This window comes from Pannonibacter indicus (genome assembly GCF_001418225.1).
GTDB lineage: Bacteria > Pseudomonadota > Alphaproteobacteria > Rhizobiales > Stappiaceae > Pannonibacter > Pannonibacter indicus.
The window spans coordinates 57,340-79,253 of sequence record NZ_LIPT01000010.1; the positions used below are offsets into that span (position 1 = coordinate 57,340).

Sequence of the window (21,914 nt, forward strand, 5' to 3'; positions counted from 1 at the left end):
TGGAAGCCATAACCTTGTCAGATTCAAGGTAAATTCTGACATTGATTCGGGTCCTGCTGCCATGATTCGAGCGCTTGGTCTTCATACTACGAAATGCCTGTTCCGTTCCAACTGGGACACGTCCGGGGTGAGGCAAAGCGAAAACAGTGACGGGCGGCACGGACAATGAACCTGGAACTGCAAAGGTGATTGCGCGTTTGTCCGGTATGGCGCCTGCCCCTCTCCCCCGCGCATGCCATGTGCGGCGCAAGCGTCAGGTCAGGCTTTGAAGAGAGAATAGCTTCAGCCGCATGGCTGTGAATTTCAAGTTTGGAGAAACACCAAGATGGCAGACAGCAAGGCTTCCGGAACCAGCTCCAGCGAAGGCCGCCCGATCAGCCGGCGCGCGTTGATGGGCTTCATGCTCGGCTCGGTCGCGAGTGCTGCCCTCATGGGCCGCTCAGGGGCCGCTTTGGCCCAGGGCTCACCTCCGGGCGGCAGCTATAACCAGCAGGAAATTCTGGAAGCCGGCCATCGCTTCTTCGGTGAAATCTCCGGCGGCCTTGCCTCGGTCATCGAGAAGGCCGTCAGCCAGTATGGCGAGCCCAATGGCTACATTCTGGGCGAAGAAGGGTCTGGTGCGATCGTTGCCGGTGCGCGTTACGGCGAGGGCGACCTCTACACCCGCAATGCTGGCAATCACAAAATCTTCTGGCAGGGCCCGTCGATCGGCTGGGACTTCGGCGGCGACGGCGCCCGTGTCATGATGCTGATCTACAATCTGCCGGTGGTGGAGGACATTTACCGCCGCTATGTCGGCGTCAATGGCTCGGCCTATCTCGTCGGCGGCTTCGGTATGACGGTGCTTGCCTATAACAACATCTATGTCGTGCCCGTACGGGCCGGCGTCGGCGCCCGCCTCGGCGTCAACATGGGCTACCTCAAATTCACCCAGCGCCCGACCTGGAATCCTTTCTGATCTGCGGAAGTTATCTGAACGGCAGCTTTTCAGGGCTGGCCTCTTGGCCTGCCCTTTCTGCTGCGGTATTGATGGAGGTAACTGGCAGCAGAACAGACTTCAGAACCAGCGAGACGGCGTGTGATCGAAGCGGCAATGTATGGACTTCTGGGGTTCCTGGCAGCCAGTCTGCTGGGCCTCGCTGTTCTGTCTGCCGTGTGGAACCGCGCCGTGCGCCTGACACGTGAAGCGGTGCTGGCCACCACGCCAACCAGCTATCGCGAGATCATGGCCGCGCGTGACACGCTGCGCGCCGAACATGCCGTGGAGCTGCGCCGCCTGGAGCGGGAACTTTCAAGGCTCAAGGAAGAATGCACCCGGCTCCGTGCCGAGGCCGGACGCGCACTGCCCGCCCAGCTGGCGCTGGAGCGCGAGCATCACGCCCAGCTGCGCCAGGACAAGGCGCTGGAGGAGCAGCTTGAGGCCGAACGCCGCGATTCAGCCCGCCTGAAGGACGCCCTCTCCGAACTGGGCGCCCGTTACTCCGCCCTTCTGGAAAAAACCTTCGAGGCCGAAGCGCCCGAACTAGCCGACACGGCAGATACGGCAGCGCTCGCCACCATCACTTCGCTGGAAGCGCAGATTGCCACGATGAAGCGCCAGCTTGAGGCCTTCCGGGGCAGCGCACTCGCCAGCCAGATGGAACCGGATGCCGACGGCAGTGCATTACGCAAGACGATTGCCCAGCTGGAAGCCCGCCTTCTCGACAGGGAAGCCGATCTGATTGCCGCTCAGGCCGACATTGCGCGCCTGAGCCTGCATCTGGACATGGCCGGCGCAAAGCCCGAGACGCTGATGACACGGCTCGACAGCGAACTTCAGGCGGCAGAAACGGAGAAAGCCAGGCTGGCGGCCCGCGCGGCAGCGCAGGAGCGCGCACTCACCCGCGTGCGCGGCGAGAACCTGCGCCTGCGCCGTGAACTGGCGTCCAGCACGACGGTCCAGGATCTTCGCAGCGAGCTTAAATCCATCACCAAGGCCATGACGGGCGGCACGGCTGCGGCGCCCGCATCGCGGCCAACCTCAGCTCCAGCCCCGGCCGCTCCCCAGCCGGCCAAGACGCGCAAGAAGGCAGCCGCCAAGCCGGCACAGCCAACGCAGCTCAGCCCGGCTCAGCTTGCCGGCAAGATCGTACGTGCCAGCGCTGCCGCCGCCAGCCAGCAGCAGGCGGCCCAGGCTGCAACGGCCCCTTCGGCCGTCACGGCAACGCCTGCATCTGCCCCGGCAGACCCGCAAAAGAAGGTCGTCGCCTGAGGTACAGCTGAGGCAACTTGGCTCAGGCCTGCCTTGCTGTTGACGTCTGGAAACTGACTTCCCCGGATGAAACACGCCAAAGCCCAAACGCAGCGCGTAACGCTGTGTAGTCTCATATCCGTCATGTGAGGGAAGAGCTTGGTACTCCCAAGGGGAATCGAACCCCTGTTTCCGCCGTGAGAGGGCGGCGTCCTGACCGCTAGACGATGGGAGCGCCAGCAGCAACCGTGCTGCGAGGCCGCTCATATAGGCTCAACAGCGGAGCCATGCAAGGGCAAAGTTCTGATCCGCCGGGGAAAACACCTTCCCCGGCTGCCGGACCGGAGCATTCACTCCGCCAGCAGCTTCGTGCGGCCCAGGATTTCGCCAGATGAGGCGTCCAGATGCACCAGCTGGGGCGCGCCCTCCTGCCGCACCAGCAGGATGAGGCGACCATCCGCCCCCGGCGAAAGGCCCAGCACCTCGGCCCCTGCCCCCAGTTTCACCATCTCCGGCAGGGCAACGCCGCTGTTTTCCTTGCCCACGGAATTGACCTTGTACACGATTACTGCGAAGAGAGCGGCAAATCCGGCGAACATGATCAGCGTGGAGCCCGCCATGAGGCGGCGCAGGCGCGTCTGAACCCGCAGCACGGCGGGGTCCAGAGGAGCTTCCTCCTCATGTGTGCTGGTCTCCACATCCCGGTCTTTGAAGGCGGAATTGGTCATGAACGATACTTCTCCTCAGGCGCCGCAGGGGCTGGATGGGGCATCCGGCTTTATCGCTTCTGAAGAAGATGCAGGCAAGCGCCTCGATGCCGTCATGGCCGCGAAGCTGGAAGGCCTCAGCCGCAACCGGGTACAGGCCCTTATCAAGGGCGGTGAGGTGCAGGTCAACGGCAAGACCGTCGAAGAGCCCAAGCACAAGGTGCAGGAGGGCGACCGCCTGAGCCTGACCATGCCTGAGCCGGAGGATCCCGAGCCACAGGGCGAGGACATCCCGCTCGACATCGTCTACGAGGATGATGCCCTCATCGTCATCGACAAGCCGGCGGGTCTCGTCGTGCATCCAGGGGCGGGCAACTGGACCGGCACGCTGGTGAACGCACTGATTGCCCATTGCGGCGACAGCCTGTCGGGCATCGGCGGCGTCAAGCGCCCCGGCATCGTCCACCGCCTCGACAAGGACACATCGGGACTTCTGGTTGTCGCCAAGACCGATAGTGCCCATCAGGGCCTGTCGGAGCAGTTTGCCGACCATGGCCGCACCGGGCCGCTGGAGCGCGCCTATCTGGCCCTGGTCTGGGGCGGACCAGGTGCCCTGCGCGGCACCATCGAAGCCAATCTGGCCCGTTCGGAAAGCAACCGTCAGAAGATGACCGTGGTGCGCAAGGGCGGCCGTGAGGCCATCACCCACTGGCAGGTGATCGAGCGCTTCGGCCCGGTGGATCAGCCGCCGCTGGCCTCGCTGATGGAATGCCGGCTGGAGACGGGCCGCACCCACCAGATACGTGTGCACATGGCCCATATCGGCCTGCCGCTCATTGGCGATCAGGTTTACGGCGCCGGTTTCAAGACCAAGGCGAACCCGCTTCCCGAGCCCCTGCGCAGCGCTGTCGTTGAGTTTCCCCGTCAGGCGCTGCACGCCGGCGTCCTTGCCTTCGAACATCCGGTCAATGGCGAAACGCTGTATTTTGAAAGCGAGATCCCCGAGGATTTCGCCGCGCTTCTTGAAGCATTACGAAAATTTTAGGTCTCAGCCCCTTTACGGTCCTGTTTTCGGCAAGATCTTCCTTATATCTTGAGCCTGAGGGTGATCCAGGAACGGATGCCACATTGAAGCGTTTGCCCTGAGCAGCAGCACAAGCGGTGCTGCCAGACGTCCGGTAGGGGAACGCAGAAGGTTTTAGGAAAGGGGGCGCATTTCATGGCCCAGAACATTCCGGTGCTGACGGCAGGCGAAGGCGGCCTCAGCCGCTATCTCGACGAAATCCGCCGGTTCCCCATGCTGGAACCGCAGGAAGAATACATGCTCGCCAAGCGCTACCGCGAGCATGAAGACCCTGCTGCCGCCGAAAAGCTCGTAACCTCACACCTGCGTCTCGTCGCCAAGATTGCCATGGGCTACCGTGGCTATGGCCTGCCGCTCGGCGAAGTCATATCCGAAGGCAACGTTGGCCTGATGCAGGCCGTCAAGCGCTTCGAGCCCGAAAAAGGCTTCCGCCTCGCCACCTATGCCATGTGGTGGATCAAGGCCGCGATCCAGGAATATATCCTGCGGTCCTGGTCGCTGGTGAAAATGGGCACCACCGCCAATCAGAAGCGCCTGTTCTTCAACCTGCGCCGCCTCAAGGGCCGTATCCAGGCGCTGGACGAAGGTGATCTGAAGCCGGATCAGGTGCAGGCCATCGCCACCAAGCTGGGCGTGCCGGAAGAAGACGTGATCTCCATGAACCGCCGTCTGGCCGGTGACGCCTCGCTGAACGCGCCGATCCGGGCTGCGGAAGCCGATTCCGGCGAATGGCAGGACTGGCTGGTGGACGAAAGCGAAAGCCAGGAGACAATCCTCGCCGACCAGGAAGAACTGGACATGCGCCGCAAGCTGCTGGGCAATGCCATGTCGGTTCTCAATGACCGCGAGCGCCGCATCTTCGAGGCCCGCCGCCTGTCGGAAGAACCGATCACGCTGGAAGACCTCTCCACCGAGTTCGGCGTGAGCCGCGAGCGCGTGCGCCAGATCGAGGTGCGCGCCTTTGAGAAGGTGCAGAAGGCGGTGCAGAAGAGCGCCCGCGAAATGGAGACGGCAGCTCTGGCCTGATCCATTTCCAGCATCAATGGCATTTGATGAAACGGGACTCGCACTTGCGTCCCGTTTTTTGCTTTTCTAACGTGGCAGACTGCGGCTGGACGCGCCGCAAAGGGTGGAGGCTGCATCAGCGTGGGGTTTGGGCACTTTATGGGCAAGCGGGCGCGGGTTGCGCTCGTCACGTTGGCGGCATTGGCCAGCCTTGCAGGTATTCGTGCCATCGACCCGCCGTTTCTGCAGGCCGTGCGCGAACTGAGCTTCGATTATTATCAGCGGCTGGCCCCTCGCGGCTATCAGGACAGCCCGGTGCGGGTGGTGGATATCGACGATGCCTCTCTGGCACTCTACGGCCAATGGCCCTGGCCACGGGACCGGATGGCGGAAATCGTCAACACGCTCAACAGCATGGGTGCCGCCGCCATCGCCTTCGACGTGATCTTTGCCGAAGCCGACCGTTCGTCGCCGCGTCAGCTTGCCCTCAGCCTGCCGGAAAGCTCCATTGCCGCCTCGCCGGATCTGAAGGCCGCGCTCAAATCGCTGCCGGATACGGATGAGCTGTTTGCGCAGGCCCTCGCAGAAGCCCCCTCCATCCTGGGCTTCGCAATTTTGCCTTCCGCCACACCGCAGCAGCCGCAACTGAAGGCCGGCATGGCGCATGTAGGCCCCTCCCCCGCCGGCCTGCTCGCACCCTATGCCTCGGCTCTTGGCGCCATTCTTCCGTTGCAGGAGGCTGCGAGCGGCACCGGCAGCGTGTCGCTGAGCGCCGATGATACGGGCGGCATCGTCCGCCGCATTCCGCTGCTGGTGACTGACGGGACCGAAGTCTTCCCCAGCCTGGCGGTGGAGGCCCTTCGCGTGGCGCAAGGGGCAACCGGACTGATCACACGGGCGGATGAAACCGGCAAGGGCGGCGGGGCGATCAACGGGATCAGAGTGGGCAGCTTCTCGGTTCCGGTGACTGAAACCGGCGAGTTCTGGGTTTATTACGACTGGAACCGGCCCGAGCGCTATGTCTCCGTCGCCGACCTTCTCGACCCGCAGAAGCGTCCAAAGGTGCAGCCGCTGATCGATGGCCAGATCATTTTCATCGGCACCTCTGCCGCCGGTCTGTTTGATATCCGCTCCACGCCCCTTGGCGAGCAGGTGCCGGGCGTCTCGATCCACGCACAGGCTACAGAGCAGATCATCTCCGGCAACTTCCTCTCCCGGCCGGACTGGGCGGAGGGTGCGGAAATCATTGCCGTTCTGCTCGCCGGCCTCGTCCTTGTCGTGCTTCTGCCGCTGACCGGCGGGCTCATCACCGGCGCTGCTGCCGTTTGTCTCACCGTCCTGATGTTCGGCGGCTCCCTGCTGCTTTTCGTCCAGAACGGCCTTCTGATCGACGGGCTCTATCCCTCGATCACCGCCTTCGTCGTCTTCGCCATCGGCACCTCCATGCTCTATGTGATGACGGACCGGGAGAAACGCTTCGTGCGCCAGGCCTTCAGCCAGTATCTCTCGCCGGAGCTGGTCAGCCAGCTGGAACAGCAGCCGGACCAGCTGGTTCTGGGCGGGGAGCTGAGGCCCATGACCATCCTCTTCATGGATGTGCGCGGCTTTACCCCCATTTCCGAACAGCTGACGCCGACAGAGCTGGTGCATTTCCTCAATACACTGCTGTCCCCGCTCAGCGATGCCATCCAGGCCCATGGCGGCACCATCGACAAGTATATCGGCGACAGCATCATGGCCTTCTGGAACGCGCCCGTCCGGGTGGAGAACCACGCTGCCATGGCCTGCGCGGCCAGCCTGAAGATGCTGGACGTAGTGGACCGATTAAATGCGGAAGATGCCTTCGGCTTCAAGGCGCGCAATTTCAAGACCCAGAGCGTGCAGATCGGCATTGGCCTCAACACCGGCGAGGCCTGCGTCGGCAACATGGGCTCCTCACGCCGCTTCAACTACTCGGTGATTGGTGACGCGGTGAACGTGGCAAGCCGGATCGAATCCAGCTGCAAGAGCGTCGGCGCCGATCTCGTCGTCTCGGAAGACACCCGCACGCAGGCCCCTGACTTTGCCTATCTGGAGGCCGGCGCCATTCCGCTCAAGGGCAAGTCCCGGCCTGTGAAGCTCTTCGCGCTGATCGGCGATCAGGAGCTCCGCCGCAGCGAAGCCTTCCGGACACTCGAATTACATCACATGAAGCTGATGGATGCCCTCGACAACCGAAAACCGGAAGCCGCCGCAGCCGCCCTTGCCGACTGCCGCAATGCCGCCCCGCCGGAACTCACCGTCTTCTACGACCGGCTGGCCGAACGGCTGGAGAGGCTTGAAACAGAGATGGCGTGAGATGCGGGAAGGTTTGACGGGTGCAAACCGGTCAATGCCGCCAGACCCACACCCGGCGCCGCCCCGGCCTTGTGCCGGGGCCTGTCAGGAGGCCCCGGCGTAACCAGCACTCAATGAGATTAACTCCGGAAGGAGGGTAAGCTGGTGCGGCGCTTGAGCAATTCCAAGGCGTGATGCATCAGCACCGGAAGGCTTTGATAAAAGCACAAGCTTCCTAACAGGTCCCGGCTCAAGGCCGGGACGGCGCAGCAAGGGTGGAAGGCCCGGCGAATATTCGCACAGGCCCCCTTTCACACCTCACCGCAGCTCCGCCGTATAGTCCTCCACCGGCGGCACGCTGGTGATCAGCTTGTTTTCATACAGAAACTCGGCAAAGCGCTGATAGCGGCCGGCATCCAGAGCTGCCGGGCGCTTGGCAAAACGCGGCAGCGTGTCGCCCCAGGCGCGGCGGTTCAGCTCGTCATCAAGATTCGGATAAGCCGCAATGAAAGCCTCCCACGAGTCCTCCGGATGGTTGGTGAGGTAGACCGTTGCCTTCTCCACCGCCGCCAGGAAACGGACATAGCGCGGATCCCCGGTCTTGTCCTTTGCCGCCACGTAGATCAGCTCGTCGAAGATGGGCACGCCGTTTTCTTCCGGGAAGAAGGCCTTGCCCTTCTTGCCCTCCAGCTCGATCTGGGTGAGCTCGAAATTGCGGTAGCCGCCGATCACCGCATCCACTTGACCCGTCATCAGGGACGGCGACAGAGCGAAATTGACGTTGATGAGCTCCACGTCCCCGATCGAAAGCCCCTGCGAGCGCAGCATCTGGCCGAGCATCGCATCCTCGAAGCCGGACACGGAGAAGCCAATCTTCTTGCCCTTGAGGTCTGCCAGCGTCTTGATGGGGCCATTCTCCAGCACGATCAGCGTGTTCAGCGGCGTCTCCACCAGCGTGCCGATCCACTTCAGCGGCATACCTTCGTTGATCTGGGCATGGAGCGTCGGCTGATAGGACACGGCAATATCCCCCTGCCCTGCCGCGACCAGCTTCGGCGGCATCGCCGGATCGGCCGGCTCGATCAGGTCCACATCAAGCCCTTCGGCCTCGAAGAAACCCTTCTGCTTGGCCACCACCAGCGGCGCGTGGTCCGGATTGACGAACCAGTCGAGCAGAACGGTCAGCTTGTCCGCGGCCGAAGCGGGGGCAGCAGTGGCCAAAGCAGCGGCCAGCGACATCGCGAGAATGCGTTTCATGCGGGGTCTCCCAATAGACAGGTGTTGGATGAAGTTCGAGCCGGCCCAGCCTCAGCCTGACCGGCAGATGCGGGCGCGGGGATCAGTCCTCGCGCTGCCAGGGCACCATGCGGCGTGTCAGGCGCTCGACTACGAAGCGCAGGACCAGAACCATGGCGGCAAGCAGGGCGAGAGCGGCGAACATGGTGTCCGTCTGCATCCGGGCATTGCTCTGCAGCATGATGAAGGCGAGCCCGCCCTTGGCACCGACCCATTCGCCGACAATGGCGCCGATGGGGGCGAAGACCGCTGCAATCCGGACACCGGAGGCAAGCGCGGGCATGGCTGACGGCAGGCGGAAATAGCGCAGTTCCTGCCAGCGGTTGACACGGTAGAGCAGCGCCAGATCGGCGAGCCCCTGATCCATCCGCCTGAGGCCGTCAAAGAAGGTGGAGGTGACGGCAAAAAAGATGACCAGCACCGCCATCACGATCTTAGAAGCAAGGCCGAAGCCGAGCCAGAGCACCAGAATGGGGGCAATGGCAAAGACCGGCAGCGCCTGCGTCACCAGAACCACCGGCAGCAGCCCGCGCCGCGCCAGCGGCGACAGCCACATGACGAAGGCCAGCATGACCCCGGCGGCAATGCCGAAGACAAAGCCCAGCAAGGTTTCACTCAAGGTGATGCTGGCGTGATACAGCAGGAAGCCGCTCTGGCGCTGGAAAGCCTCCAGCACCTTCAGCGGACCGGGCAGCATGTAGGGCGGGATTTCGAGGAACCGCACCGCCAGGTCCCAGATCAGCAACAGGGACAGGCTGACCGTCAGGCCCGGCGCAATGCTGCGCAGGAGAGCGGCTGCACGGGCCGGAAACGCATTCCGGACAGGGCTCGCAGAGGGAAGGGGTTGCCTTCCCGAAAGAAGTTCTATCGACACAAAAGGATCTCCCGTCACCGGCGAGCCGGTCAAGACATTGGAGATCCGGGATATGGCTAAAGGTTTCCGTCCCTTCGCCGGCATGACCCGGATCAGGTTCTAAGGGTTCGGCTTTGCGCCATCTCAGCTCACATCGGAGCACCCCTCGGACCAGCCCGAAACATGCCGCCTGAATGCCGCCTTGGCAAGCAAAACTTGCGGCACCCTGTCACAAAAGCCGAAGGCCCCGGCCGTCACCCATTGACAGCCGGGGCCTTGAAGCTTAAGCGGAACCGGGCAGCCGCCCGGGATCAGCCGCGCTGCCAGACGGCAAGCGCCTGTTCCAGAGCCCGGGCGCCCGGGGTGCCCTTCTCGATGGTGAAGATGGCCCGCTTGCCATTCTCGTAGAGCATCGGAATATCGATCCAGCCACGCTCACGCATGAGGGCAAGGTTACGGTCGCGCTCGCTGTCAACGCTCGACAGCGCAATCCAGAAGTAACCCGGAGCAACCTTCACCGAAGCGCCTAGCAGAGCATCTCCGCGCGCTTCCTCCGTCGGCTTCATCACGAGGCCCGGCACATTGGAGACGTCCCCGCCGGAGAAGCCGCCAGGAAGCTGGAACTGGATCTCGACCAGATGGCTGGCGGGCAGCGAGGAATCGGTGTTTGGCTTGATTCGCAGCGTCACATTGATGTTCCGGTCCGGAATCTGGGCCTGCGCCACGAGTACCGTTTCAGCCTGTCCGCCGGAGCCGTTTTCCTCGGAAACCGACCAGGCCACGTTGCCCGCAGAAGCGGTGCCGGAGCCGCTGGCATCTTCGCCCTCCTCATAGAGGAAAGCCTTCTGCGCAACGATCGCACCGGGCGTTTCTGCCGTCTGAGCCGGCGCCGTGCTGGCGGCGGGCGGGGCAGCAGGCGCCTCCTGCGGCGGCGGGGCCGACGGTGTGATGAGTGTCGTCGTCACGGTCCGCGCATCGGGGGCAACCGCAGGCTCACCCGTATCGGTCAGCAGACGGTCGGTGTTCTTGCCGCCATTCTCGCCATTTGCAGCCGTCTCGCCCGCCGGTGCTCCTGCCTCGGGGGCCGGAGCGGTCGTTGCGGCCGTATCCCCGCTGGAGGAGAATATTCCCGCGATCAGCGAGCGCTGGGAATAGATGAAGGCGCCGATACCGATCAGCACCAGCACAAATCCGCCCAGGAACACGTAGGACATGAAAGACGAATTGCCAGCCGTGCGGGCGCGGCGCGGCGCGCGTGTCCGGCCCTTGCGCGGTTCATCAGCCGCAAGCCGGTAAGCCGCAGCATTCACGCTTCCAGCACCGGCGGGCGCAGGTGCGGACGGATCCGGGCGCAGGCTGTCGCCAGCAGGCGCCGGCCGCGGGCTCGGCGTGGGAAGAGCGTAGGAGGACAGTGCAGGGGCTGCCGGTTCAACGGACGGCTTTGCAGGCGCCGCCCCGAAGGCAGGCTCCATGCGCGGCTGGCTGCGCTCAACGGGCGGCTCTGCCGGAGTGCTTTCGTTGCGGAGGGCATCGCGGGCGGTCTGCACCGCGCTCGACGACGCATCCCCCAGCCTTCCGGCTTCCTGCACGGCAGAGCCCAGCGGCCCGCGCGGCGCGGGCGAAGAGGGCGGATAGGGCTCGGTGCGGGGGGCGGCCGGAGCGCTGGAGCCCGCAGCAGGGGCCATGGGCGCGGGCGCAGCGGGCGCCGGGCGCGTCGCCATCAGCGTTTCGCGCGCAGCCTCTGCCTCAACCTTGCGGATAGCCTCCTCAAGGCGCAACTGCTCGGCTGTGATCTCGGACGGGGAAAGCGGCGGCTCATAGGCCTTCAGCTGACTGACAATCGCGTTTCGGGCGCGGCTGTAGACGTTGCGCCGCGCGGAACCGTTGTTCTCCGGCAGTGACGCAATCGTTTTTTTCAAAATCGAATAGTAATCAGCCATTGGCTCGCTCGTGAGGGGTGCCAGCCTGAACCCGGCGCACCGGAAGCTCCGTATTCATGCCATCCCATTTGTAGGCTCAACACCGGCGGGCGCAAGAGGTGTTCAGCAAAGATAGGATGTGCAATCAGGTTTTTACATGACTTTCGGGCGGAATGGGGAGCATTCCGCCCGATAAATTTCACGTCAGTCCTGGAACGGATTCTGCACCAGAATGGTGTCGTCGCGCTCCGGGCTGGTGGAGAGCAGCGCCACCGGTGCACCGATCAGCTCCTCCACATGGCGGACATATTTCACGGCCTGCGCCGGAAGATCAGCCCAGCTGCGGGCACCCTTGGTGGATTCCTGCCAGCCCGGCAGGGTTTCGTAAATCGGCACCACACGTGCCTGCGCTCCCTGGGAGGCCGGCAGATAGTCGATCCGCTTGCCGTCCAGTTCATAGCCGACGCAGATCTTCAGCTCTTCAAGGCCATCCAGAACATCCAGCTTGGTCAGTGCGATGCCGGTGATGCCGGAAGTGCAGACCGTCTGGCGCACGAGAACCGCATCGAACCAGCCGCAGCGGCGCTTGCGGCCCGTGACGGTGCCGAATTCATGGCCGCGGGTGCCGAGGAATTCGCCGACTTCGTTCTGCTGCTCGGTCGGGAACGGCCCTTCGCCCACGCGAGTGGTGTAGGCCTTGGTGATGCCCAGCACATACCCGACCGCGTTGGGGCCAAGGCCCGAGCCGGTGGCAGCCTGACCGGCAACCGTGTTGGACGAGGTCACGTAAGGATAGGTGCCGTGGTCGATGTCGAGCAATGCGCCCTGCGCGCCTTCAAACAGCAGGCGCTTGCCTTCGCGGCGCTGGCCGTCGAGCAGCTTCCACACCGAATCCATGTAGGGCAGCACGGTGCCAGCCACGGAGGACAGTTCCTCGAAGATGGCCTGCGCGGAAATTTCGCTCTCGCCGAGGCCCCGGCGCAGCGGATTGTGATGCGCCAGCAGCCGGTCGATCTTGGCCGGCAGCGTCTCCAGATTGGCAAGGTCCATCAGACGGATGGACCGGCGGCCCACCTTATCCTCATAGGCCGGGCCAATGCCGCGGCCCGTGGTGCCGATGCGCGTGCCGGTGCTGGAGTTCTCGCGCAGCGCATCCAGTTCGCGGTGCAGCGACAGGATCAGCGTCGCATTTTCGGCGATGCGCAGGGTTTCCGGGTTCACGGTGACGCCCTGATCGCGCAGGCGGCCGATTTCCGACACCAGCGCATGCGGGTCCAGCACCACGCCATTGCCGATCACCGACAGCTTGCCCGGGCGCACGACGCCGGAGGGCAGCAGGGACAGCTTGTAGCTGACGCCGTCGATCACGAGCGTATGGCCGGCATTATGCCCGCCCTGGAAACGGACAATCACATCGGCCTGCTCCGAGAGCCAGTCGACGATCTTGCCCTTGCCTTCATCGCCCCATTGCGAACCGACGACAACAACATTGGCCATGGGTGCCATACCCTTCTCAAAAGGAACCATCTGCCGGGGCCGCTTTTTCCGGGCACCAGCACACAAAACCCCGGTACATGGCCGGGGCAAACGCGCGGACTATAGCCACTTCCGCCAAGAGTTGCGAGCCCGAAACGGAAGAAATTGACGGATGGGAGCCTCGCATTCCGGGTGGCGCTAACTGCCGGGCAAATGATACTGCTTTCATTCTCCCGCAGGTGCAGACCCCGCCTCAAACATCCGGACACAATCATGTCATTCGCCGCCTGGCTGCTGCTGTTTTTCCTCAGTGCCCTGTGGGGCGGCTCGTTTCTCTTTGCCAAGGTGGCGGTGGCCGAGATTCCGCCGCTGATGCTGGTGTTCCTCAGGGTGCTGATTGCCGCCGCCGTGCTGCATATGGTGCTGCGCTTTACCCCGCACCGGTTTCCCCGTGATCCGAAGATGCTGGCAAGCTTCCTTGTCATGGGCCTGCTCAACAATGCGGTTCCCTTCTCGCTGATCTTCTGGGGCCAGACGGGCATCGCGGCAGGCCTTGCCTCGATCCTCAATGCCACGACGCCGATCTTCACCTTCCTGATCGCCGCCGTGGTGCTGCATCAGGAACCGGTGACGGCCAACCGCATCGCTGGCGTATTGCTGGGCTTGTCGGGCGTGGCGCTGATGCTGTCCTCCAGCCTTGCCGGGCTCAGCTCCGATCCGCTTTGGGCGCAAGCCGCCTGCCTGGGCGCCGCCCTCTCCTACGGCCTCGCCGGAGCCTTCGGCCGCCGCTTCAAGGGCATGCCACCGCTGGTCACGGCAACCGGCCAGATCACCGGCTCCACCGTGCTGATGCTGCCGGTTGCGCTTTTCTCGGCCGGAAGCTGGTCACCGGCAGATGTCAGTCTGCTGGTCTGGAGCAATGTGCTGGCGCTCGCCGTACTCGCCACGGCGCTCGGCTACATGATCTTCTTCCGGCTTCTGGGCGAGGCAGGGGCAACCAACACCTCGACAGTCACCCTGCTGGTCCCCGTCTGCGCCCTCGGTTTCGGATATCTGCTGCTGGGCGAGAGGCTCTATCCGGTGCAATTCGCCGGGCTCGGCATTCTGCTTAGCGGCCTCGTGCTGCTTGACGGGCGCATCCTGAAGCTGTTGCGCCCGTAAACTCAATGAGCGGCATCCTTCCGGATGCCGCTCAAATCTCCAAAAACTCAGATCAACCATGGTCTTCCCGGACGCAGCGCAGCGGAGATCCGGGATGACAATAGAGAGGCAGTGCAAGCCACAAAGCCAAGACCCGCTTCCTCATCAGAACTTCAGCACTTTGGCCTGTTTCACCAGCGGCAGTGATTCGATGGCACGCAGCGTAGCGGCGGGCACTTCGCCATCCACCTCCAGCAGCGCGATGGCATCTCCACCCGGCTCCGTGCGGCCAAGATTGAACGTGGCGATGTTGATGCCTGCCTCGCCGAGAAGGCTGCCGAACTTGCCGATGAAACCCGGCTTGTCCTCGTTGGTGATGTAAAGCATGTAGGGGCCGAAACCGGCTTCCATGTTGATGCCCTTCACCTGAATGATGCGCGGCTTGCCGTCGGCAAACACCGTGCCTGCGACGGAACGCTCCTGCCGGTCGGTGACAATGGTCAGGCGCATGTAAGTCTCGTAGGCGCCCATCTGGCCGCGCCGCACCTCTTCCACCTGAATGTCCCGCTCGCGGGCGATGGCCGGGGCCGACACCATGTTGACGGTCTGCAGCACCGGCGTCAGCACGCCGGTCAGCGCCGCCGCCGTCAGGGCGCGGGTGTTCATGTCGGCAATCGTGCCTTCATATTCGATGCGGATCTTGCGAATGCCGGTTTCCGTCAGCTGGCCCGCGAAGGAGCCCAGCTGCTCGGCCAGCCGCACGAAGGGCGTCAGGCGCGGCGCCTCTTCCGCCGAGATCGAAGGCATGTTGAGCGCGTTGATGACGGCACCGCTCATCAGATAGTCCGAGATCTGCTCGGCCACCTGCAAGGCAACATTCTCCTGCGCCTCTTCGGTCGATGCGCCCAGATGCGGGGTGCAGACCATGTTCGGCGCGCCGAAGAGCACGTTTTCCTTCGCTGGCTCCTCGACAAACACATCGAACCCGGCCCCTGCCACATGGCCCGTATCAAGTGCCGCCCGCAGGGCCACCTCATCAACCAGCCCGCCACGGGCACAGTTGATGATATAGACGCCGCGCTTGGTCTTCATCAGCGCATCGGCGGAGATGATGTTGCGGGTCTTGTCCGTCAGCGGCGTGTGCAGGGTGATGAAATCGGCCCGCGCCAGCAGCGTGTCCAGCTCAACCTTCTCAACGCCGAGATCCCTTGCCCGCTCAACCGACAGGAACGGGTCAAAGGCGAGAACCTTCATCTTCAGGCCGATGGCCCGGTCGGCGACGATCGAGCCGATGTTGCCGCAGCCGATGAGGCCCAGTGTCTTGCCGGTGATTTCCACACCCATGAAGCGGGACTTCTCCCACTTGCCGGCCTGCGTCGAGGCATCGGCGGCCGGGATCTGCCGGGCGAGCGAGAACATCATCGCAATGGCATGTTCCGCCGTGGTAATGGCGTTGCCAAAGGGCGTGTTCATCACGATGATGCCCTTGGCGGTGGCGGCCGGGATATCGACATTGTCGACGCCGATGCCCGCACGGCCGATCACCTTCAGCCGCGTGGCGGCGGCAACCACCTTTTCGGTGACCTTGGTGGCCGAGCGGATGGCAAGGCCGTCATAATCGCCGATCACGGCGAGCAGGGCGTCCTTGTCCTTGCCCAGCTCCGGGCGGAAATCCACGTCGATGCCACGGTTCTTGAAGATCTGGATCGCTGCTTCCGACAGCTGATCCGAAATGAGCACTCTGGGAGCCATGAAACTCTCCTTCATTCAGGGCGCTTCAGGCAAGGCAGCACCGTCTGCGGTTCAACGGGAGAACCGCAGCAGGCGCCTCACACGGGCGCAGGATTTTGGTGAAGTGCAAGGCCCGGAGAAAAGCTCACCGGGCCCTCGCATCAGGCGGCTGCCTGCAAGCGGGCCTTCTGGGCCGCAAAGGCCCAGTCGAGCCAGGGCAGAAGCGCCGCAACGCTGTCCGGATCCACCGTCGCACCGCACCAGATGCGGAAGCCCGTCGGGGCATCGCGGTAGGAGCCGATGTCATAGGCGACACCTTCAGCTTCCAGCGCAGAGGCCATGGCCTTGGCGAACGCCGCCTGCCCCGCATCGTCCAGCGCCGTCACCGCCGGATCAACGATCTTCAGGCAGACGGAGGTGTTGGAGCGCGTGGCCGGATCAACGGCGAGGAAGTCCACCCACGGCGTCTCTTCCACCCAGCGGGCGATATGCCCGGCGCTGGTGTCGGCGCGGCCGATCAGGGCCTTCAGGCCGCCGATGGAGGATGCCCATTCCAGCGCATCGATATAGTCCTCGACGCAGAGCATGGACGGGGTGTTGATGGTCTCGCCCTTGAAGATGCCTTCGATCAGCTTGCCCTTGGAGGTCAGGCGGAAAATCTTCGGCAGCGGCCAGGCGGGGGTGTAGCTCTCCAGCCGGGCAACGGCGCGCGGGCTGAGGATCAGCATGCCATGCGCGCCTTCACCGCCGAGCGCCTTCTGCCAGGAGAAGGTGACCACATCGAGCTTGGCGAAGTCCAGCTCCTGCGCGAAAGCGGCGGAGGTGGCATCGCAGATGACGAGGCCTTCCCGGTCTGCCGGGATCCAGTTTGCATCCGGCACGCGCACGCCAGAAGTCGTGCCGTTCCAGGTGAAGACAACGTCGCGGCTGAAATCGACGCTGCCAAGGTCCGGCAGCTCGCCATAGGGCGCTTCGATGGTGCGGGCATCCAGCTTCAGCTGCTTGACCACATCGGTCACCCAAGTGGAGCCGAAGCTTTCCCAGGCGAGCATATCAACACCGCGCGCACCGAGCAGGGACCACAGGGCCATCTCGACCGCGCCCGTGTCCGAGGCCGGAACGATACCGATGCGGTAGTCCGCAGGCACCTCAAGGATCTCACGGGTCTTGTCGATGGCGAGTTCAAGACGGGTCTTGCCGATCTTGGCGCGGTGGGAGCGGCCAAGGGACTTCACGTCCAGCGCGGCGGCAGACCAGCCGGGGCGCTTGGCGCAAGGACCAGACGAAAAACGGGGATTGGCCGGGCGCTTTGCCGGCTTCGCAGTCGCTGTCATATGCTATCCTCTCAGATAGGCGCTCCTCGTTGGGGAGGAGTGTCCCACTGACTTGGATATGCCCTTCCGGCAGGCCGGTCAAGCCGGATGGAGCCTTGCAGCGCTGCAAAGCGAAAGGCCGGTGCTTGTGGCACCGGCCCCTGAAGTGATCCGCGGGGAAGAGGATCAGTAACGGGCAGAGACAGCATTGCCCGAATAGAGCATCGGACGGTTGACCGGGCCAGCCGTATCGAAGTTGTATCGCACGCCAAGCCTGATCTCGTGGGCGGCCAGATCCTTGTACTTGATCCGGCTCTGACCGGTGCCGACATTGTTCAGCTGGACAGAACGGGCCTCGCCCAGGTTCTTGTAGCGGTAGCCAAGATCGATGTCCCAGTTCGGCGTCACCGCATAAGAAGTACCAGCCATCAGCGCCCAGGCAAAGTTCCACTTGCCGCTCGACCCGTCGTAGGACGTGTTCACGCCATTCGGGTTGAAGGACTTGGTGTCGTGGACATTCACATAGGCCGCACCCACACCAGCCCCCACATAGGGGGTAAAGCCGTTCCAGGTGCCCACATCCAGATAGCCGTTCAGCATCAGCGTCCAGACGTCGATATTGGCCGTTTCGCGGGAATAATCCGTGCCGGTGCAGAGGTTGCAAGGCGCATAACCACGGTACTTGGCTGACGGCTCGTAGTCGAACGTCAGGTCGGAACGCAGATAGTCGTTGAACTTGTAACCAATACCTGCACCGATGACGACCGTATCGTTCATCTTGTTACGGTTAAAACGCAGATCACCGATCACGGGATCACTGAAGCTGCCTTTCGGCGCCTGATAAATCTTGTAGCCGATATCGCCGCGCAGATACCAGCCGCCGGTGGCCGGGACTTCGGGGATATGCTCAATCACAGGAGCCGGCAGATCCATCGCCAGATCCGCGGCCAGTGCTGCCTGCGAGATGAAGATCGCACAGCTCGCCAAAGACAACTGCTTGAAAACGCTGCCCATGTCCTCGTCCTTTGAAACAAGCGTCCGCACCAGCCAGGCTGCGGGGCGCGCTTTGGAACATGTCTTAAATCTAGGGCAAAAGGTTTAAAGGGTGCTTAACCGTATTTCTTTACCAGGATTTTTTACCTTAACCCAAGGTAAACAAGAGAGATCACGTTAGGACTTCATTAATAAAAAGGCACCCGCCTCTCCAGCGGATGCCCTGTGCTTTTACCATTCCGGAAAAAGCTTGCCTCATCTCAGGATGGCCAGGCCCGTGCAGCGTTTGAGCGTTTCAAGATGTGATGAACAGCATTAGACGCCTTGGAATGAGCTGGTCCCTCGACGTCAGGCAGCCGAACGCGCGACAACTCCGGCGATTTCGTCCACCACGTCATTGACCAGCGAGGCGTCATCCCCTTCCGCCATGACACGGATCAGCGGCTCTGTCCCGGACGGACGGATGACCAGCCGGCCGCTGCTGCCAAGGCGCTCACGCCCGGCATCTATAGCCGACTTGACCATGTCACTCTCCAGCGGTTTACCGCTCTTGTAGCGCACGTTCTTCAGCACCTGCGGAACCGGCACGAACTTGGCACAGACCTCGGACACCGGGCGGTCCTGCTCGCGCACGCAGGCGAGAATCTGCAGGGCCGCAATGAGGCCGTCGCCAGTGGTGGCGAAGTCCGACAGTACGAGATGGCCGGACTGCTCTCCGCCAACGTTGAAGCCATGGGCACGCATATGCTCCACCACGTAGCGGTCCCCCACCTTGGTGCGGGCCAGTTCCAGCCCGCGCGAGCCAAGGAAGCGCTCAAGCCCGAGATTGGACATGACCGTTGCCACGATGCCCGGTCCCGTGAGCTTGCCTGCCGCATGCCAGCTCTCGGCAACGGTTGCCATCAGCTGGTCGCCATCCACCACCTGACCGCGTTCGTCGACAATGATCACCCGGTCCGCGTCACCATCCAGCGCAATGCCGATATCGGCCCGCACCTCATGCACCTTGCGCGCCAGCGCGTCGGTGGAGGTGGAGCCGCAGTCCTTGTTGATGTTGTAGCCGTCCGGATTGACGCCGATGGAGATGACTTCCGCGCCCAGTTCCCACAGCACTGCCGGTGCCACCTTGTAGGCCGCGCCATTGGCGCAATCGGCCACGATGCGCAGGCCTTCCAGGCTCATGTCGCGCGGCAGGGTGCGCTTGGCGAATTCGATGTAACGGTCGTGCACGCCGTCAATGCGCTTGGCCCGGCCCAGCTGATCAACGCTGGCAAGGCGCGGCGTCAGATCGCTGTCCATGAGACGCTCGATTTCGAGCTCGATCTCGTCGCTCAGCTTGAAGCCGTCCGGCCCGAAAAACTTGATGCCATTGTCGGCAAAGGGATTGTGCGACGCTGAGATCATGACGCCGAGATCTGCGCGCAGCGAGCGTGTCAGCATGGCGACGGCCGGCGTGGGCATCGGCCCGAGCAGGAACACTTCGAGGCCAACGGACGTAAAGCCCGCCACCATGGCATTCTCCAGCATGTAGCCGGACAGGCGCGTATCCTTGCCGATCACGACGCGGCTGCGGTGATGGCCATTGCGGAACATGAGGCCAGCCGCCATGGCGACCTTGAGTGCCACTTCCGCCGTCATCGGATGGGTGTTCGCCTTGCCGCGAATGCCGTCGGTTCCGAAATACTTGCGCATGGGTGAATCACTGCCTTTGCGATTGGTCTTGTACGTCCCTCATACAGCGTTCCGCCGCAGAAGGCCGGTCAAAATTTGTGATCGACTGTTACGATGAAAAACGCCCGGCCTGTAAAGACCGGGCGTCAGGTTATCAAGAAGGAATGACAGCTCAGGCGAGCGGCTGCGGCTCCAGGCCTGAGGGCGCCCCCCCCTCCCCGCCGCGCTTGGCACCGGCGGAGGGAACTGCGGAGCTGCGGCCCACGGGCTGGTCGTCATCCTCGTCACGAACCGGCGGCTTGCCTGCGAGCAGGTTCTTGATCTCTTCGCCCGACAGGGTTTCGTACTCGATCAGGCCCTTGGCGAGCGTTTCAAGATCATCCGCACGTTCGGTCAGGATACGGCGGGCTTCGTTGAAGCCCTCCTCCACGAACCGTCGCACTTCGGCGTCAATGATACGCGCGGTCTCTTCTGACACGTTCTGCTGGCGGGCAACGGAATGGCCGAGGAACACTTCTTCCTGGTTCTCGCCATAGGCCACCTTGCCGAGCTTGTCGGAATAGCCCCACTGGGTGACCATGGCGCGCGCCAGACGGGTCGCCTGCTGAATGTCCGAGGAAGCGCCCGAAGTGACATTCTCAAGGCCGAAGATCAGCTCTTCCGCCACGCGCCCGCCCATGATGATCGCAAGGCGCGAGGTCATCTGGGTGTAGCTCATGGAGATTTCGTCACGCTCGGGCAGCTGCATCACCATGCCAAGCGCACGGCCGCGCGGGATGATGGTTGCCTTGTGGACCGGATGGGCCTTCGGCACGCTGAGCGCGACAAGGGCGTGGCCAGCCTCATGATAGGCGGTGCAGCGCTTTTCCTCTTCGGTCATCACCAGCGTGCGGCGCTCGGCGCCCATCATCACCTTGTCCTTGGCGTCTTCGAACTCTGCCATGGTCACGAGGCGCTTGGACCGGCGGGCCGCCAGAAGGGCTGCCTCGTTGACGAGGTTCATCAGATCCGCACCGGAGAAGCCGGGGGTGCCACGGGCAAGAACCTTCACGTCCACATCCGGCGCCAGCGGCACCTTGCGCATGTGCACCTTTAGGATCTTCTCGCGGCCGGTCACATCCGGGTTCGGCACAACGATCTGGCGGTCGAAGCGGCCCGGGCGCAGCAGCGCCGGGTCGAGAACGTCCGGACGGTTGGTCGCAGCGATGATGATGATGCCTTCGTTCGGCTCGAAACCATCCATCTCAACGAGGAGCTGGTTCAGCGTCTGCTCGCGCTCGTCATTGCCGCCGCCGAGCCCCGCACCGCGATGACGGCCGACCGCGTCGATTTCATCGATGAAGATGATGCAAGGCGCGTTCTTCTTCGCCTGTTCGAACATGTCGCGCACGCGGGACGCACCGACACCGACGAACATTTCAACGAAGTCCGAGCCGGAGATGGTGAAGAACGGCACATTGGCCTCACCCGCCACCGCTCGGGCGGTCAGGGTCTTGCCGGTGCCCGGAGGGCCGACGAGCAGCACACCCCGCGGAATGCGGCCACCGAGACGCTGGAACTTCTGCGGATCACGCAGGAATTCCACGATTTCCTGAAGGTCTTCCTTGGCCTCGTCAATGCCGGCCACGTCATCAAAGGTGACGCGGCCATGGGCTTCGGTCAGCAGTTTGGCCTTGGACTTGCCAAAGCCCATCGCCTTGCCGCCGGCACCGCCCTGCATCTGGCGCATGAGGAAGATCCAGACGCCAAGGATGATGATCATCGGCAGCCAGGAAATCAGCGCGCCTGCAAGCGAGAAATTCTCTGAAGGCGGACGGGCCTTGATCAGCACGCCCTTGTTGCGCAGCTCGTCCACATATTGGGTGCCGCTGGGCGCATAGGTCTGGAACTGGCCGCCATTGGTGAAGTTGCCGGTGATCAGCTGATCCTGGATCGTTACATCACGAATCTCGCCCTGATCCGCCTGGTTCAGGAACTGCGAGAACGGAATGTCATTGGACGCCGTTCTCTGGGAAGAGCCCTGAAACAGCTGGAACAACGCGATCAGCAGGAGCGCGATGATCACCCAGAGGGCAAGATTACGGAAATTTGCGTTCATTTCGATCCCTTGTCCGCCATCAGGCGTCCATCAACGTCGAGGGTTGCCGGCTACTGTCCCACAAGATAGGTCGGCATAGTGC

The 21,914-nt window shown here is 63.2% G+C and carries 16 protein-coding genes, 1 tRNA gene and 1 riboswitch; of the genes, 6 read left to right on the top strand and 11 right to left on the bottom strand.

The genetic code is table 11. The features are described from left to right. The first annotated feature begins 325 nt into the window (after positions 1-325). Entirely contained in the window at positions 326-958 is a 633-nt protein-coding gene (locus tag ASC48_RS14145) for a DUF1134 domain-containing protein (RefSeq protein ID WP_055456381.1), read from the top strand. A gap of 120 nt (positions 959-1,078) precedes the next feature. Next, complete coding sequence (locus tag ASC48_RS14150; protein WP_141658967.1) at positions 1,079-2,251, top strand: coiled-coil domain-containing protein; 1,173 nt, start codon at positions 1,079-1,081, stop codon at positions 2,249-2,251. Positions 2,252-2,390: 139 nt separating this feature from the next. Here ASC48_RS14150 and ASC48_RS14155 read toward each other — a convergent pair. Next, positions 2,391-2,465: transfer RNA gene (locus ASC48_RS14155), tRNA-Glu, on the bottom strand. A gap of 115 nt (positions 2,466-2,580) precedes the next feature. Continuing rightward, entirely contained in the window at positions 2,581-2,958 is a 378-nt protein-coding gene (locus ASC48_RS14160) for a hypothetical protein (protein WP_055456383.1), read from the bottom strand. Between ASC48_RS14160 and ASC48_RS14165 the strand changes: the two genes are divergently transcribed. From ASC48_RS14165 to ASC48_RS14175, 3 genes are all read left to right on the top strand, one after another. Continuing rightward, on the top strand, positions 2,957-3,982 hold the full coding sequence (locus ASC48_RS14165) for an RluA family pseudouridine synthase (protein ID WP_055456384.1): 1,026 nt from the start codon (positions 2,957-2,959) through the stop codon (positions 3,980-3,982). The two genes, ASC48_RS14160 and ASC48_RS14165, sit on opposite strands and share 2 nt — an antisense overlap. Positions 3,983-4,156: 174 nt before the next feature. Then, the gene (rpoH, locus tag ASC48_RS14170) at positions 4,157-5,047 is read left to right on the top strand and encodes an RNA polymerase sigma factor RpoH (RefSeq protein ID WP_055456385.1); all 891 of its coding nucleotides are present in this window, start codon (positions 4,157-4,159) and stop codon (positions 5,045-5,047) included. A 120-nt stretch (positions 5,048-5,167) separates the two neighbouring features. Then, complete coding sequence (locus ASC48_RS14175; RefSeq protein ID WP_244270065.1) at positions 5,168-7,363, top strand: CHASE2 domain-containing protein; 2,196 nt, start codon at positions 5,168-5,170, stop codon at positions 7,361-7,363. Between the two features lie 297 nt (positions 7,364-7,660). Here ASC48_RS14175 and ASC48_RS14180 read toward each other — a convergent pair whose 3' ends face one another. The 4 genes from ASC48_RS14180 to ASC48_RS14195 all read right to left on the bottom strand — a co-directional run bounded on the left by ASC48_RS14180 (position 7,661) and on the right by ASC48_RS14195 (position 12,907). Beyond that, positions 7,661-8,599, bottom strand: a complete 939-nt coding sequence (locus tag ASC48_RS14180; protein ID WP_055456386.1) for an ABC transporter substrate-binding protein — start codon at positions 8,597-8,599, stop codon at positions 7,661-7,663. 82 nt (positions 8,600-8,681) lie between these two features. After that, positions 8,682-9,335, bottom strand: a complete 654-nt coding sequence (locus ASC48_RS14185) for an ABC transporter permease (RefSeq protein ID WP_082440147.1) — start codon at positions 9,333-9,335, stop codon at positions 8,682-8,684. Between the two features lie 229 nt (positions 9,336-9,564). Further along, positions 9,565-9,668: riboswitch (TPP riboswitch) on the bottom strand. A gap of 134 nt (positions 9,669-9,802) precedes the next feature. Next, positions 9,803-11,431 carry a hypothetical protein gene (locus ASC48_RS14190; RefSeq protein ID WP_055456387.1) on the bottom strand — a complete coding sequence of 543 codons (1,629 nt, stop codon included), beginning with the start codon at positions 11,429-11,431 and terminating at the stop codon, positions 9,803-9,805. Between the two features lie 183 nt (positions 11,432-11,614). Continuing rightward, complete coding sequence (locus ASC48_RS14195) at positions 11,615-12,907, bottom strand: adenylosuccinate synthase (protein WP_055456388.1); 1,293 nt, start codon at positions 12,905-12,907, stop codon at positions 11,615-11,617. Between the two features lie 252 nt (positions 12,908-13,159). On the opposite strand from ASC48_RS14195, the gene ASC48_RS14200 reads away from it, so the two are divergent. Then, positions 13,160-14,047: a DMT family transporter gene (locus ASC48_RS14200; protein ID WP_055456389.1), complete on the top strand. Its 888-nt coding sequence runs from the start codon at positions 13,160-13,162 to the stop codon at positions 14,045-14,047. Positions 14,048-14,191: 144 nt separating this feature from the next. On the opposite strand, the gene serA is transcribed toward ASC48_RS14200, so the two are convergent. The 5 genes from serA to ftsH form a co-directional block, all read right to left on the bottom strand. Further along, positions 14,192-15,778, bottom strand: coding sequence for a phosphoglycerate dehydrogenase (gene serA, locus ASC48_RS14205; protein WP_055456443.1), 1,587 nt, complete (start codon positions 15,776-15,778; stop codon positions 14,192-14,194). Between the two features lie 140 nt (positions 15,779-15,918). After that, positions 15,919-17,091: a phosphoserine transaminase gene (locus tag ASC48_RS14210; protein WP_055456390.1), complete on the bottom strand. Its 1,173-nt coding sequence runs from the start codon at positions 17,089-17,091 to the stop codon at positions 15,919-15,921. A 165-nt stretch (positions 17,092-17,256) separates the two neighbouring features. Beyond that, the gene (locus ASC48_RS14215) at positions 17,257-18,084 is read right to left on the bottom strand and encodes an outer membrane protein (RefSeq protein WP_055456391.1); all 828 of its coding nucleotides are present in this window, start codon (positions 18,082-18,084) and stop codon (positions 17,257-17,259) included. Between the two features lie 327 nt (positions 18,085-18,411). Beyond that, the gene (glmM, locus tag ASC48_RS14220; protein ID WP_055456392.1) at positions 18,412-19,755 is read right to left on the bottom strand and encodes a phosphoglucosamine mutase; all 1,344 of its coding nucleotides are present in this window, start codon (positions 19,753-19,755) and stop codon (positions 18,412-18,414) included. Between the two features lie 151 nt (positions 19,756-19,906). Then, positions 19,907-21,832 (bottom strand): ATP-dependent zinc metalloprotease FtsH, encoded by a 1,926-nt coding sequence (ftsH, locus tag ASC48_RS14225; RefSeq protein WP_055456393.1) that lies wholly within the window; start codon positions 21,830-21,832, stop codon positions 19,907-19,909. Between the last annotated feature and the right edge of the window lie 82 nt (positions 21,833-21,914).